Raw genomic sequence first — 15,879 nt, forward strand, 5'->3', positions numbered from 1 at the left:
CTTTAGAGTCATTACAATAATCTTATTTGGTGTCGTATTGATGTTTAATTATATCAATGGCCATTAGTTTGAGTGTTTATAACATCTCAAGGAAATGATTAAAAAGAATGGGGTATTTGTGGGGATCACTGAAAGTAATGAACGTATACGCCATGAACGCGACCAATATCGAATACTGGTAGATATTACTAATTCCGTTTTATCACATTTAGAAATGGATGGATTAGTTGCCGAAGTTTCCCGAGAAATTTACCGCTTTTTTGGTATTAGCCAAATTAGTATTGCCCTGTGTGATAATTATAGCTCGGCGGTATACCTTTGTTATTCAAGTCATCACCGCCGCGGAAAACCCGTTGAAAAGAGCCAATACCACTTAAATGAATTACACCCTGATTTAACGCAAGTGCTTGAAAGTAATCAGTCTATGCGCTTGACCCTTGACCAATCAACCCAAGACCCGCTATACCAGCACCTATGTGCCCAAGGAATGACAGAGACGTTTTTATTACCGTTGGCATTTAACCACAAACCCCTTGGCGTTTTAGTCTTATCCCACGAAGATACCCGCATTTTCACCGATGATAACTGCAATTTACTCAAACAGATTGCGGCGCGTTTTGCTATTGCGGTGGATAATGCGGCGGCGTACGGTGAAATTACTCGCTTAAAAGACAGTTTGAAAAATGAAAACCTCTGGCTCAATGAGCAAATTCACGGCAATGAAAGTTTTAGCGAAATCATTTTTCAAAGTGCAGCTATGCGTAATGTGCTCGACCAAGTGGATTTGGTGGCGCGCAGCGACAGTACCGTATTGATTTTAGGGGAAACGGGAACAGGTAAAGAGTTAATCGCCCGTGCTATTCACCGGTTAAGTGACAGACATCGCCGCGCAATTATTAAGATGAACTGTGCGGCTATTCCGTCTGGTTTGTTGGAGAGTGACTTATTTGGTCACGATAAAGGCGCGTTTACGGGAGCAACCACCACGCACATTGGCCGCTTTGAAATGGCGGATAAAAGCACGCTGTTTTTAGATGAAATCGGCGATATGCCTTTGGAATTGCAACCAAAATTACTCCGTGTGCTGCAAGAGCGTGAAATAGAACGTATCGGTGGCAACAAAGTTATTCCAGTTGATGTACGGCTGATTGCGGCAACGAACCGTGACTTAAAGGGTATGACGGATGAGCGTGAGTTTCGCGAAGATCTGTATTATCGGCTGAATGTGTTCCCGATTATTATCCCGCCGCTACGTGAAAGGCCTGAAGATATTCCGCTACTTGCCACCCATTTTACGCAAAAAATTGCACAGCGTATGAACCGTAAAATTGAGTGTATTCCCCGTGAGGCACTGGCGCAGCTATCATTGTACCCATGGCCGGGTAATGTCCGTGAGTTGGAAAATGTGATTGAGCGAGCGGTGATTTTAACCCGTGGAAATACCTTGAATTTACAACTGCATGAACTCAATATTCCAAAGCCCTCACGCCTTAAAAATGCCTTTGAAAAGCCCAGCGCCATAGAAAAACGTATGCAAACCGCTGCCCCTGAAAGTGATGATGAAGAACGGGATCGCATTATTGCGGCGCTACGGGCGACAAACGGCGTGGTGGCAGGGGTGAGGGGGGCTGCAACCCGCTTAGGGTTAAAACGCACCACATTATTATCACGTATGCAGCGGCTAGGGATCTCGGTTCAGGATTTATTTTAATTCTTTATTTTTTGATTATATTTATCGGTTTGATTATCGTTATTTACGTATAATTGATAGTCAGATAAAAATGAATAATAATTGCCTTAATGAAATTAATTATTATTTATATTTGAAGAACACGACTAAGATTAAATTTATTCAAATATCATTTAATTTTTTTGAAATCAGACTGAATAACAAATTATCAATATTTTATTAATATACACATTATTAGTTAATCAAATAAAAAAGCCAATGGTTTGATTGAAACCATTGGCTTAATTGGTTATTTAACGCAAATTAAAGGCCTTCTGCCGCCTCACGTAACCGACGTTTAATCCCTGTGTATTCCTGAACAACGAAATACTCGGCTTTTTGTTGGTCCGCAATAGGCTCAACCCGTACTGCACAGTACTTATATTCAGGGGTTTTGGTGATTGGGCTGAGGTTTTCTGCCACGAGCTCATTACAGGCACCAATCCACCACTGATAAGTCATGTATACCGCGCCTTTATTCGGTCTGTCACTGATATTGGCTCGGGTAATGACTTTACCTTGCCGTGATGCTACCCAAACCAGCTCTTGGTCTTTAATCCCCAACGCTTTTGCATCTGCGGTATTGATTTGCACAAAACCAGGCTCATCCGCTAATGCTGCCAAGGCTTTGCAGTTACCCGTCATTGAACGGCAAGAGTAGTGACCCACTTCGCGTACTGTTGCTAACACCATCGGATAATCCGCGCTAACTTGGTCAATCGGTGGGCGCCAATCGCAGGTAAAGAATTGCCCTTTGCCATTTGGCGTGTCGAATTGACCACCTTCGTACAAATACTCTGTACCGGGGCTGTCTAATGTCTTACACGGCCATTGAATATAGGCTAAGTCCGCCATTTTTTCATAGGTCGCGCCATAGTAAATCGGGCACAATTCACGTAACTCATCCCAAATTTCTTTGGTGTTATTGTAGTGCATTGGGTAACCCATGGCCGTTGACATTAAGCTAATGATTTCCCAGTCTGTTTTCACGTCACCGACAGGCTCGACCGCTTTATAGAAGCGTTGGAAACCACGGTCAGCGGCGGTGTACACACCTTCATGTTCCCCCCAAGACGTGGCAGGGAAAATCACGTCGGCAATGGACGCGGTTTTGGTCATAAAGATATCTTGGACAATCAACAACTCGAGCTTATCGAAAGTACGGCGGATAGTGGCAAGATCAGGCTCCGTTTGTAGCGGGTCTTCCCCCATCACATAGTGAGCTTTTAACACACCTTCATCAATAAAGTGTGGTACTTCGCTCAGGGGAATACCGTTCTCTGCTGGCATACTTTCAATGCCCCAGAATTGAGCAAATTTTTCCAGTGCAGCGGTATCCGACACATACTGGTAGCCGGGCAGGGTATTTGGCAGTGCGCCCATATCGCAGGCGCCTTGTACGTTGTTTTGACCCCGAACAGGGCCAACGCCAACATGCGGCTTACCTAAATTCCCTGTGAGTAGCGCAAGGCTAGTGAGGGATTGAACGGTTTCAACACCTTGATAGAACTGAGTGACACCCATGCCCCACAAAATCGTCGCGCTTTCTGCTTTGGCATACATGCGGGCCGTTTTGCGAATGTCTTCTGCTTTGATACCCGTGGTTTCTTCCACTGATTCAGGGGTATAAGGCGCGACTAAGGTGCGATACTCTTCGAATTTCTCAGTATGTGCATCAATAAACGCTTTGTCATACAAGTTTTCTTCGATGATCACGTGGGCAAATGCATTCAGTAACGCAATGTTTGACCCATTTTTCAAAGGTAAGTGAATATCTGCAATGCGCGCAGTTTCAATATAACGCGGATCGCAAACAATAATTTGAGCCCCTTTTTCTTTCGCTTTTAAAATTCGGCGAGCGACAATAGGGTGTGAGTCTGCGGCATTGTAACCGAAGACAAAAATGCATTTGGTATCCTCAATTTCGACAATTGAGTTGCTCATGGCGCCATTACCGACCGAACGCTGCAGACCTGCAACCGAAGGGCCGTGTCAGACACGCGCGCAGCAGTCGATATTATTGCTACCGACTGCCGCACGAACAAATTTTTGCATCACAAAGTTGGCTTCATTACCCGGGCCACGGGATGAGCCGGTCGTCATGATGGCTTTAGGGCCATATTTTTCTTTAATTGCCAGTAACCGAGAACTGGCAAATTCAATCGCTTCTTCCCATGAAACCACTTCGAGTTTGCCACCACGCTCACGACGGATCATTGGATTTTTTAAGCGAGGCGTTAATATTTTCGTATCGTGAATGAAGTCCCAGCCATAATAACCTTTTAGGCAGAGCTCCCCTTCATTGGTGTGACCATTTGCGCCCTCTGCGCCGATGATCTTCCCGTTCTCCACCTTCAGGTATATTTTACAGCCTGAGGCGCAATACGGGCAGACGGTGATGACTTTTTCCATCAACATTGCTCCTGTGTTTTTATGTAGCGGTCATTGCCGCCTTAACACTTAAGCTAATGCAGGGTTTATGCCAATTTTTAAGGTAAATTTATCGATATCTAACTGATTGAATTTATTGTTTTTGATGTGACCAAAGCTGTGTTGTGCCGTTTGGCAAACAGCGTGATCGTCAAAAATGTCGACGGCTATTGACGAGTTAAATGGTTGATAAGCTGCTCTACCGCAGGGGACGACAATGATTGGATGGCATAACACACGCCGATACGCCGTGACAGTGCATGGACAGGTAAAGGGCGGGAAACGATGTTTGCGTGTTCACTGGCAAGGGATTGCGGCACGATTGCCACGCCTAAGTTGAGCGCTACCAGACCAAGCGCGAGGGAAAAGGTGCTGGCATGGGCGGAGGGGGAATTTGCTGTCGCGCCGTAAATCGGTAAAAAACGCTGGTGCCAAGCAAGCTCAGGGCACATAACCCAACACAATCCGTGTAAATCAGCGGATGTCATGGTCTTTTTACTGGTGAGCGGGTGCTCTGGTGACATCGCTAAAACAAATGGCTCACTCGCGAGTGGAATAAACAGCTCATCCTCACAGCGCATTTCTTCGCAAGCAAGGCGGATATCTCCTTTACAGCCCGACTCCAAGGCAATTAATAAATGAAAATCAGGGTCTTGAATCTGTTTTAAGAAAGCACAAACATGCTGGTTAGCGATATCCTCTTCAATGCCAATTTGTAGAGGCTGGCGATTTTTTTCGCGTTTAAAGCTGCTTGCTAGAGTGTCTAGTTCAGCTACCATGCGTTGTGCGTGCGGGTATAAAATTCGTGCATCTTCAGTGACATCAACACCTCTTGGTAGGCGCTTAAACAGCTGGGTGCCTAAGCTATCTTCCAGCGTTTTGATCGTCGCAGAGAGCGCAGGTTGTGTGAGAAATAACCGCCGCGCAGCCGTGGTGATATTGCGTTCTTCGAAAACGGCGATAAAGGCGTGAAGCTGACGATAATCCATAGATTTTTTTGATGTCTGTGAGAAGAATAAACCATTTTAATGTAACTTTCGGATGAAATATAGTCTGCCCATGGTTTTAGATATCAATTAAATTTATATGGGATGCAATATGCAAAACGTAAAATCATTAGTGGTCATTACTGGTGCGAGTTCAGGCATTGGCCTTGCCACGGCAAAAATTCTGTCTAATGAAGGGCATGCACTTTTATTGCTGGCACGGCGCATTGAACCAATGTTGGCATTAAATTTACCTAACACGTTATGTAAGTCTATAGATGTTACGGATAGAACCGCCTTTGTGAATGCCATTAAAGAAGCAGAGGCGCAGTTTGGCCCGGTTGATGGCCTAATAAATAACGCGGGCGTTATGCTTTTAGGTGACATCACAAATCAAGACCCTAACCAATGGGATACTATGGTGGATGTGAATATTAAAGGCGTGTTGAATGGCGTTCATGCGGTTGCAGATGGCATGGTGGCACGTAAAAGTGGCACTATCATTAATATCAGTTCAGTCGCAGGGCGAAAAACCTTTCCAAACCATGTGGCGTATGTGGGCACTAAATTTGCTGTTCACGGCATTTCTGAAAATTTACGCGAAGAGCTTGCCCCGCATAATGTTCGTGTGATCACCATTGCACCAGGGGCAGTTGAAACAGAATTACTTAGTCACACGACGGATGAAGGGATTAAATCAGGCTACCAAGAGTGGAAAAAAGAGATGGGGGGCCTTGTGCTGTCAGCGGAGGATGTTGCCAATACTATTCGTTTCGCTTATCAACAGCCACAATCGGTGTGTATCCGTGAAATTGTCTTAGCGGCGACTCGCCAACAGGCTTAGTTTTCTATCGCTTCATCATTTTGTCACAAAACTACCATCATGTTGTCACGCATCTGACTTAAGTTCGCAGTAACTCAGTTCGGATGGAGATAACATGATGTTTAGTGTCGATGCCTTACTCCACGATATATACCCACATCAAGCCCCACCTGCATGGAAGCGCAGTGTATTAAAACGCCTTCTTTTCGAAAAAGAATTTAGCCAATTTGCCCAAGATTACCCCCATTTGAAAGGGTTGGATCTTATCGAACAAGTTATTGAGCATTTCAATATTCGCTGTGAATTAATTGATGGTGATTTAGAAAATATCCCCGCAGAAGGCCCTGTTGTTTTGGTGGCAAATCACCCAATAGGCTCGTTAGATGGGCTAGCGTTATTACGCACCGTGGCAACCGTACGCCCTGATGTGAAAATCGTTGCAAACCAGTTTCTTAACTATATTGAACCATTAAAAAGCCTGTTTATTGCCGTCGATAATATCAGCAACCGCACCAATCGCCAGCAAGTGGAAGCCATGCAACAGCACTTGGACAACCGCGGGGCATTGATCGTATTTCCTGCGGGGGAAGTTTCGCGGCTCAGTAGTAAAGGCATTCGCGATAATCACTGGCGCACGGGTTTTTTACGCCTAGCAGCAAAAGCACGCGCCGCGATTGTGCCTATCCATATTCAGGGGCGAAATAGCCATTTATTCTATTTTGCCTCATTGATTTACAAGCCATTGTCCACGTTGATGTTGGTCAGGGAAATGTTCAAACAGCGGGGCAAAAAACTCAAAATTTGTATTGGGGGGCGCATTCCTTTTAGTCATTGGTATGATGGCCACACCAAAGCCCACGAGTTAGCAGAACGTTTTCGCCGCCACGTTTATTTATTAGGAAAGGGCAAAGAGGGGCTGTTTACCAGTGAAGCGGCAATTGCTTTACCTGAAGACCGACTTGAACTGAAAAAAGCCTTGGCAGCTTGTGAGCGTTTGGGCACATCACCAGATGGCAAAGCCATTTACCTTTATCAACGCCATCAAGAAGTCCGCTCGCCCATATTGCGTGAATTAGGACGGCTACGTGAGATTTCGTTTCGTGCGGTAGGGGAAGGTTCAGGCAAGCGCCGTGATTTAGATAGCTATGATGACGATTATTATCACTTAGTGTTGTGGGATGAAGATGAGCTCGATATCGTTGGTGCTTATCGTTTTATTCCTACAGAAAAGCAAATTGAAACCAAAGGGTTAGCGGGGATCTACAGCGCGAGTTTATTCCACTATGACGAAGGGATGCTTCCCATTCTTGCTCAAGGTATTGAGTTAGGTCGCAGTTTTATTCAACCGAAATATTGGGGAAAACGCGGGCTGGATTATCTGTGGTTAGGCATTGGGGCCTATTTAGCGAAATACCCCCAATACCGTTATTTATTTGGCCCCGTCTCCATTTCAGGCGCGATGCCGATTGCGGCGCGTGATTTATTGATCACGTTTTACCGCTTATATTTTTCTGCTGAACAGTCAATGGTGCAATCCCACAAACCCTATCCAGCCTCTCTACCGCAGGTGTTGGCGCAATTCGCCGGTGATAATTACCAAGAAGACTTGGTGAAACTCAAAAGTTTATTAAATAACATTGGATGTTCTATTCCGACGCTTTATAAGCAATACACCGAGCTGTGTGAGCCCGGTGGCGTGCAATTTATGGATTTTGGTACAGACCCATCATTCAATGATTGTATCGATGGTTTGGTGCTGGTGGATTTAACCAAGCTAAAACCAACACGTTATCAACGGTATGTTGGGGTACATCTGTAAATTTGAGGCATTCATCGTGCGTACTTATTTATGACGCACGATGAATAGGCTAAGGTTTATGCATTTGCTAACTGAGTAGGACGTAGAGCATCTTGGCGATTGCGCTCTAATTCTAATGCACCAAAGTGGGACAGGATACAGAAGATGATGCAGCAAACAATACCACCTAACAGTAAATAGAAGCCTGCGTGCCAGCCCATACGGTCAACAATGAAACCGAACAAACTTGTTCCTAACGTTGCGCCTAAAATATAGCTTAGGAACCCGCGTAAACCTACCGCTGAACCAACCGCAAAACTCGGTACAATTTCCATCGTTTGTACTGAAGCTAAGAACTGAGGCACGTAAATTAAGCAACCAACAATTGCCGCGAAGAAAGTCACTAGCGCAAGGGATTGGCTTTGCCAATAACCAATCAAGCAGAAGAAAATCAATACCATACACATAATAGCTAATGGCATTCTGCGGCCTTTAAACAGTTTATCTGTTAACCAACCCGCTAATAAGGTGGAAGGAATTGCGGCCCATTCGAAGAATAAGAAAGCCACACTCATTTGGTCTTTAGAGAAGTTTTTCTCTGTGAGCAAGTAAATTGGTAACCAGCTGATCACCCCAAAGCGCACCATATAAACGAACACATCCACGAACGAGATATACCATGCATTTTTATTTTTCAGTACATAAGTACAGAAAATTTGGAAGGCACTCATATTCTCTGGTGATTTGTCTTTCTGTTCGCTGGTGAGGAGGACTTGCTCTTCAGGCATCATTTTATCAAGGGCAGGCAAACCTTCTTGAACTGGGGTTCCTTTGCCTAAGATTAAGACTACGGCAGCAAATAGGATAGCGATAACAGCAGGCACCATATAACTGGCACTTTGCCAATGCTCTGTACCTAGTACAGCAAAGGCAGCACCAACTATCGGTGCGACGATACCACCACCGACATTATGGGAAATATTCCAAAAAGCACCGATACGACCTCGTTCTTTGCGCGGGAACCAATTGGCAATGGTAATGAATGAAGGGCCTACTCCCATTCCTTGGAATAAACCATTGAGAACAACAAAGCCAGCAAATAACCAAAAAGCGTTACTAAAACCCATGCCAAAGTTAACGATGGCACAGAGGATCAAACCAAATGCCATAAAGGCTTTTGGGCTAGCTTTATCAGCTAAACTGCTCATAACGCCTTTACTGATACCATAAGCAATTAACATGCAGCTGCTTAACATACCAATTTGCGTTGTGGTTAAATCTAAATTTTCTTTTAAATAGGGGGTGGATAGAGTGAAATTATTACGAACAATATAATAAGCTAAATAACCTAGAAATACACTGAGTAGTGCTTGAACACGATAACGTTTATATGTTGCGGACACGTCTTTGGATGCAACACTATTTTTTGCCGTAGCGGGTTTTAAAAATGACAGCATAAATTCACCTGTGTTAATAATATTAAAAAATTATTTTTTTGAATTTTTGTCGTTTTTTATTGTTGACCTGCTCATCATGTTCTTCTTTAAAAAATATCTCAATATCATGTATTTGAGTCAAATTTGACTCAATTTTAGAAAGGTAAGGGTCAATTTGACCCATGAATATAATTGACTTACTTTATTTTTATTCAGAATGTGGTGGCGGTTACATTAATGAGCTAATTAGGGGGACAATGAAAGAAAACGCGATAAACTTATCACTATTGTTTTATTTAATTATTGGTTTCTATTCCTCTTTCAGTCGTATTTCAGGATATTTAAGCATCCCAATAATTCACATAAATGATATTTGATTTTTTTTAATTATTTCAAAGAAATAAAAAATAAAGATAAAAGAGTGAAAAATGCCTCAAACACTTTTTTCGCCAAAATAAAAAGATTGTTACTTTCTTGATGTAAATCACATCTACTCACAGGGCTTAGGATCATCGTATGCAGAAAAAAATAATTCGACTTAAGGTGATGTTTTTAATATTGCTAATACCTATCATAGGGTTAACTTTCTCGAGTCGTTTAGCTGCTCTGCAAAATGACGAACTGGTGATTGCTACAACGCTCTCCCCTGAAGCCACTATCCATATTATGGAGAGCTGGAATGCCTTACCAGATTCAATACCCATTCGCACCATTAACCGAACAAGTGCCTCTTTAGAACGCTTACTTGATACTCAGGTAATGGAAAATGTGGATTTGGTTTTGACCTCTTCCCCAATGTTAATGCAGCATTTACAACAACATGACCGTCTAGCGACATTGCAAGATCCTCCAAATATTTCACAGAGCCTAGTACCCGCATCATTAAAAGGCACCGTGGCTGCGGTGGCATTTTCTGGCTATGGCATTTTTGCTAACCGCCATTGGATGGCAGAAAACCAATTACCGATCCCGAAAACATGGAATGAGCTAACCGATAGCCGTTATCAAGGCATGTTATTGATAAGTAGCCCATCGCGCTCAGATACTTACCACCTTATGATTGAATCGTTGTTACAACAGCGGGGATGGGATGAAGGGTGGCGGATCTTACTCAATGTCTCGGGGAATTTAGCGACCGTGTCATCGCGCAGTTTTGGCGTAGCAGATAAAATTAAAACGGGATTAGGGGGAGCGGCACCTATTATCGATAACTATGCTAACTTACTGCTCGGGGAACCTGACCTTGAGTTTCATTATTTGCCTGACTCAGTGACATTACCGACTTTTATTGCCATCACTCGCTATAGTTTGCATCAGGAAAAAGCCCAGCAATTTATCAACTTTTTGCTCAGTGAGCAGGGGCAAAAAATCTTGGCGGATAGCAATACAGGAAAATACCCAGTAACACCATTGCCAGACAGTGACCCACGTAAGGCGCAGCAGAGTCAGCTGTTAAATCAACCAAAACTGTTAGATGAACATTTAGTCTTAAAACGTCAACGCTTAGTTCAGCAATTATTTGATTATGCGATTACTTATCGTTTGATGGAATCTAAAGATGCATGGCGTGCGGTGTATATGGCGGAATCTCAGTTGAAAAAGCCATTACCTGAAGCGCGTGCGTTATTGACTGCGGTGCCAGTCTCTGAGGCAGAAAGCCGTGATCCAGAATATTACTCTCGCTTTGAGGATAGCAGCAAGGCTGAAGTGGAGTATATGCGCTGGCAGCGCTTCTTTCAGGAACAGCAACGTCGTGCAATTGCCTATTTGGAAACGGTCAAATGAAGCGCTGGATTATTCATTATTTAGGCCTATTTAGCTTAAGCGGAATTTTGCGCAGTGCATTTATTGCGGTTACCTTTATGACATTAGTTGTCAGCGGAGCAAGTTTGTATGCATGGCACGAGCAAAACCAGCAAATTCGTTATGCTTTGGGTGATTATTTTCCACGTATTCAATCTTCATTTTTAATTGATGGGCAATTAAATACGTTAGTTGAAGAACTCAATGAATTTCTAAAAGCGCCCAATACTGGCACTCGGCTGCAACTGCGCAATCAAATTACCGACCATTTGAGTAAAATTGATGGAATCAATCAAAATTTAACTGGGCGTGATCATCAGCAGATTGCAGAAATCATTTCTGAAAGCCAAAACTTACTTTCTCAACTTGATAAAGCGCTCTACACGCTATTTTTAGCCAATGAAAAAGTGAATACGTTATCAGCGCGTATTAGTTGGCTGCATGATGACTTCAATACGGAACTGACATCGTTATCGCAAGATATTAGCTTACAGCAAGGGTCTTTATTAGATAAGTTTGAGCAAGAACCAAACCAAGCGAAAGCCTTGCAGAGCCGGTTGCGTAGTGTACAAAGCGAGCTGCAATTAATTTATACCTTGGCACGCTTAGAAGATCAGATTGTCAACGTATTGGTCAACCGACTCAAAAGCACACAAGATAATACTCCGCAAGGTACAAAAGAAGAAAATGATAGCTATATTAGGTATTTACACTACTTAAAAAGCAATATTGCAGGGAGTGAAGGAGCATTAAACCAGTATCCAAGCACTGTAACACTCTACCAAACTATCGATGAACTTCTCGATATTGGCTTATCTGAAAGCAAAATGGCGTCAGCGTTGCAAAATTACCAAAGTGCAAAAGCTGCGTTAGCCGAGATGACAACAGAAAAAGACCGAATTCTGGGGCGCTTTCGTAGCCAACTTGATTTGCAATTAGGTAACAGCCATTCGCAGCTACAGACTTTAAACCATCATTTATCGGACATTATGTCACTTAGTGGGACGGTGATTATTATTACCGCCTCATTAGCTTTATTACTGGCGGTATTATTTAACTACTTTGTGATCCGTTCGCGCCTCGTTAAACGTTTTAATTTGCTAAACCAAGCTGTTGTGAAAATTAGCCTTGGGGATCTAACCACGCAAATTCCAGTGGAAGGGCGTGATGAATTAGGGCGTATTGCGATGTTGCTGCAACGGACGCTCGATCAAATCAATCAGCAAAAATACCAACTAGAGCAAGAGATTAGCGATAGAAAAGTCATTGAGCAGAACTTAAGAACCACGCAAGATGAGCTGATCCAAACTGCAAAATTAGCCGTCGTTGGGCAGACCATGACCTCATTGGCACACGAAATTAATCAACCGTTAAATGCACTATCCATGCATGTGTATATGGCGAAAAAAGCGCTGCAACGGGAAGATAATGCCGGTGTTATTGCTTCGCTTAATAAGTCGGAGTCATTAATTACGAGAATGGACGGGATTATTCGTTCATTGCGTCAATTTGCTCGTAAACGAGATCGGCAAGAGGTCTTACAACCTATTGATTTAATTATAAGCCTAAAAAGTGCGTGGGATATTTTATTATTGCAGCGCAAAACCCGTGAGGCGGCATTATATCTCCCTGAAAAAATTCCATTGGTGCTGGGGGATGAAATTGGTATTTCACAAGTTTTAGTGAACTTGTTAGTGAATGCATTGGATGCCAGTCCAAATCATGCTGCAATTACGATTGATTACAGCGAATTGGATGATGATTTAGTCTTGTATATCAGTGATAACGGTGAGGGATGGCCTCTCGCGTTGGCCGATTCATTAATGAAGCCATTTACCACCAGCAAAGAAATTGGCCTAGGAATGGGGTTATCCATCAGTTATTCGATTATGCAGCAATTAGGCGGAGAAATGCGAATTGCTTCGACGCTTAGCCGTAATGGGTGTGTCATTTTAAGTTTTAAGAAGGTACAAGAACATGCTTGATGATAATAACGATATTTTACTCATAGATGACGACAAAGATGTGCTTGAAGCTTATTGCCTGTTGCTTGAGCAGGCTGGTTATCGCGTATTCAGTTGTGATGATCCATTAGCGGCAAAAGACCTTGTTCATCGAGACTGGTGTGGCATCGTTTTGAGCGATGTCTGTATGCCCAATTGTTCAGGGATTGAGCTAATGAGCCTATTCCTTGAAAAAGATAAACATTTACCTGTTTTACTGATCACAGGCCACGGTGATGTACCGATGGCGGTTGAAGCGGTTAAATTAGGCGCATGGGATTTCATTCAAAAGCCGATTAACCCTGAATATTTGTTGTTGGAAGTCGAAAATGCCCTGATGGCACGTAAACAACGGGTTACTCAACGGCGTTGGGGGCAAAAACAACTGACTCTCAATTTTGTGGGACAAAGTGAGTGGACGCAGCAAACTCATCAACAATTACAAGGGTTAGCCGAAACGCACGCCGCGGTGTTCTTTCATGGGGAATTAGGAACTGGACGGGTTTATTTGTCCCGTTATCTGCACCAGATAAGTACTAATCGAAGCTCACCTTTGGTGATCAAAACCTTATTGAATGAGCAAGAAACACCTTTAGATATGTGGTTGGGTGAAGTTGCAGATGGCACTTTGGTTATTAAAAACATTGAATTGATGCCATTGACTCAACAACGTTTTTTAGCTCAGCATCTTCAGCAAGAGCATCGTCAATTTCGCTTAATTGGTATTTCAGAAACGCCATTAATCCAGTTAACCAAACAGCAAAAACTGATAGCTGAGCTCTATTATTGTTTTTCAATGACACAAATTAATTGCCTACCATTATTACAAAGAAAAGCCGATATTGCGCCGCTATTTGAGCATTACCTTGAACTGGCGTGTACTCGGTTGAATTTACATTTCCCTGTACTTGATGACGCCTTTATTAAAAAACTAACGCGCCGTCATTGGCCTGGTAATGTGGGTGAGTTGGCAAATGCCGCTGAACTATATGCGGTTGGTATTATGCCAATGGGGGAAACTGCGAATCCACTTTTGGCATCCGTTGTACCTACTGCATTAGATCAGCAAATTGAAAATTATGAACGACAAATTATTACCGAAGCGCTCAACATTCATCAGGGGCGAATTAATGACGTGTCGGAATACCTGCAAATGCCACGGAAAAAATTGTATTTGCGCATGAAAAAATACGGCTTGGATAAGCACCACTACCGAACTTAGTCAGAACAAAAAAGGTGTTGAATCGATATTTCCATTCAACACCTAAATTCAAGCAGTTATTTGATAAATGGCTTAAGGAACGGGTACTGCCTCACCCTTATAATTATCTAAAATAAATTTCTTCGTTTCATCACTTTTCAGTGCAGCCATCAGTTTTGTAATTCGCGGGTCATTTTGGTTCTCTTCACGTGTCACCACCACGTTAGCAAATTTGCTGTTAGCCGCAGGTTCACTGTAAATGACGTCTTTCGTTAAATCCAAACCTGCATTAATCGCAAAATGGCTATCAATTGAGGCGACATCAGCCTCGCCATTTTTATAAATTTGCGGCATTAATGGCGCATCATAGGTAAATAAAAACTGTAAATTACGTGGGTTTTCAACAATATCGTCAATGGTTGCATCATCAGGGTCAATACCACTGCGTAATTTAATTAAACCTTCATCTTGGTACAGTTTTAGTATGTGACCATGTTGGGAAATATTATTACTGCTCAGTACTTTTGCTCCATTGGGTAAATCTTGCAGGCTTTTGTGTTTTTGCGAGAAAAAGCGGTACGGGTGCATATGCACAGCCCCAACAGACACGAGTTTCCAATCCGGGTGGTCTGCTAATGTTTTATTTAAATATGGCACATGCTGGAAAAAGTTTGCATCCAGTTCTTTGTCTGCCAGTGCTTGGTTCGGAATAATGTAATCATTAAACACACGGATATCTAAATTAATCCCGTCTTTTTCGAGCTGTGGTTTGACGAATTCTAATATTTCCGCATGGGGTGTTGAAGACGCGCCAATCGTTAGTTTATTACTTTTTTCTTGTTGGTCTGGTTGGCAAGCAGTGAGTGCTAAACTGGTAATTAATAATGCCCCGAAACGCGTTAGTAATGATAATTTCATATTGTTATTCCTAATTAGCTGAGTGTAGATAAAATTAATAATTTGTTGGCCTAGGTTGATGTTATTAACGTTTATCAATCCACCGAACTAGGGTGTCTCCTATAACTTGAATACATAAAACAATGGCTAAAATCACTAATGTAGCGACCCAAACGACATCCATATGGCTGCGTTGGAAACCTTCTAAATAGGCCAGATTTCCTAACCCACCTGCACCAATCGCGCCAGCAACAGCAGTACCACCCACTAATGAAATCAGCGTAACGGTTAGACCGGAAATCAAGGCAGGGGACGATTCGGGTATCAACACATTAAAAATCAAAGTGTGTAGTTTTGCCCCCATGGATTGGCTGGCTTCGATAACTCCTTTATCTACCTCTCGTAAGGCAATTTCCACTAACCTTGCATAGAAAGCGCTTGCTGAAATCACCAAGGCGGGAAGCGCAGCATTAACCCCTAAAATAGTGCCGACGATCCATTTGGTCACAGGGAATAATAAAATGATTAAAATAATAAACGGCACAGCACGGAAGATATTCACAATAAAAGAAAGCGTACGGTAAACCGCGATATTTTCTTTTTTACCCTCTTGCGCAGTTAAAAATAAAAAGGTACCAATTAAAATCCCAAAGATGCCAGATAACGCACCAGAGACTAATGTCATATATAACGTATTGAGGGTTTCAATGCCCAAAACATGTAATTTTAAATAGGGTAAATAGCCACTAACCCAACGCTGTATTTCATCCATG

The 15,879-nt window shown here is 42.8% G+C and carries 11 protein-coding genes; 6 read left to right on the forward strand and 5 right to left on the reverse strand.

The features are described from left to right. Window positions 1-94 precede the first annotated feature (94 nt). Window positions 95-1,711 (forward strand): sigma 54-interacting transcriptional regulator, encoded by a 1,617-nt coding sequence (locus AC4IFT_RS07180; protein ID WP_490750968.1) that lies wholly within the window; start codon window positions 95-97, stop codon window positions 1,709-1,711. A gap of 282 nt (window positions 1,712-1,993) precedes the next feature. Here the strand turns inward: AC4IFT_RS07180 and fdhF are convergent, their stop codons facing one another. After that, a complete protein-coding gene (fdhF, locus tag AC4IFT_RS07185; protein ID WP_273803485.1) occupies window positions 1,994-4,141 on the reverse strand; it encodes a formate dehydrogenase subunit alpha in 2,148 nt (715 codons plus the stop codon). 185 nt (window positions 4,142-4,326) lie between these two features. Continuing rightward, the gene (locus tag AC4IFT_RS07190; protein WP_273803486.1) at window positions 4,327-5,148 is read right to left on the reverse strand and encodes a LysR family transcriptional regulator; all 822 of its coding nucleotides are present in this window, start codon (window positions 5,146-5,148) and stop codon (window positions 4,327-4,329) included. A gap of 109 nt (window positions 5,149-5,257) precedes the next feature. On the opposite strand from AC4IFT_RS07190, the gene AC4IFT_RS07195 reads away from it, so the two are divergent. Continuing rightward, complete coding sequence (locus AC4IFT_RS07195) at window positions 5,258-5,989, forward strand: SDR family oxidoreductase (RefSeq protein ID WP_490734207.1); 732 nt, start codon at window positions 5,258-5,260, stop codon at window positions 5,987-5,989. A gap of 97 nt (window positions 5,990-6,086) precedes the next feature. Then, entirely contained in the window at window positions 6,087-7,787 is a 1,701-nt protein-coding gene (olsF, locus tag AC4IFT_RS07200) for a bifunctional ornithine lipid synthase OlsF (protein WP_490734386.1), read from the forward strand. A 56-nt stretch (window positions 7,788-7,843) separates the two neighbouring features. On the opposite strand, the gene pgtP is transcribed toward olsF, so the two are convergent. Next, window positions 7,844-9,223, reverse strand: a complete 1,380-nt coding sequence (gene pgtP / locus AC4IFT_RS07205; protein WP_490734209.1) for a phosphoglycerate transporter PgtP — start codon at window positions 9,221-9,223, stop codon at window positions 7,844-7,846. Between the two features lie 525 nt (window positions 9,224-9,748). Between pgtP and AC4IFT_RS07210 the strand changes: the two genes are divergently transcribed. Genes AC4IFT_RS07210 through pgtA form a run of 3 tightly spaced genes read left to right on the forward strand, consistent with a single transcriptional unit; the run spans window position 9,749 to window position 14,230 of the window. Next, window positions 9,749-10,987 (forward strand): ABC transporter substrate-binding protein, encoded by a 1,239-nt coding sequence (locus AC4IFT_RS07210; protein ID WP_490734388.1) that lies wholly within the window; start codon window positions 9,749-9,751, stop codon window positions 10,985-10,987. Beyond that, window positions 10,984-12,990: a two-component system sensor histidine kinase PgtB gene (pgtB, locus tag AC4IFT_RS07215; RefSeq protein ID WP_490734211.1), complete on the forward strand. Its 2,007-nt coding sequence runs from the start codon at window positions 10,984-10,986 to the stop codon at window positions 12,988-12,990. Before AC4IFT_RS07210 ends, pgtB begins: the two co-directional genes overlap by 4 nt. Further along, window positions 12,983-14,230, forward strand: coding sequence for a two-component system response regulator PgtA (gene pgtA / locus AC4IFT_RS07220; protein WP_490734213.1), 1,248 nt, complete (start codon window positions 12,983-12,985; stop codon window positions 14,228-14,230). Before pgtB ends, pgtA begins: the two co-directional genes overlap by 8 nt. A 72-nt stretch (window positions 14,231-14,302) precedes the next feature. Here pgtA and AC4IFT_RS07225 read toward each other — a convergent pair whose 3' ends face one another. Both AC4IFT_RS07225 and AC4IFT_RS07230 read right to left on the reverse strand, forming a co-directional pair. After that, the gene (locus AC4IFT_RS07225) at window positions 14,303-15,127 is read right to left on the reverse strand and encodes a MetQ/NlpA family ABC transporter substrate-binding protein (protein ID WP_490750969.1); all 825 of its coding nucleotides are present in this window, start codon (window positions 15,125-15,127) and stop codon (window positions 14,303-14,305) included. Window positions 15,128-15,191: 64 nt separating this feature from the next. After that, a complete protein-coding gene (locus AC4IFT_RS07230; RefSeq protein ID WP_219244780.1) occupies window positions 15,192-15,878 on the reverse strand; it encodes a methionine ABC transporter permease in 687 nt (228 codons plus the stop codon). Window position 15,879: the final 1 nt, after the last annotated feature.

It is taken from the genome of Providencia sp. UF-183 (genome assembly GCF_058246155.1).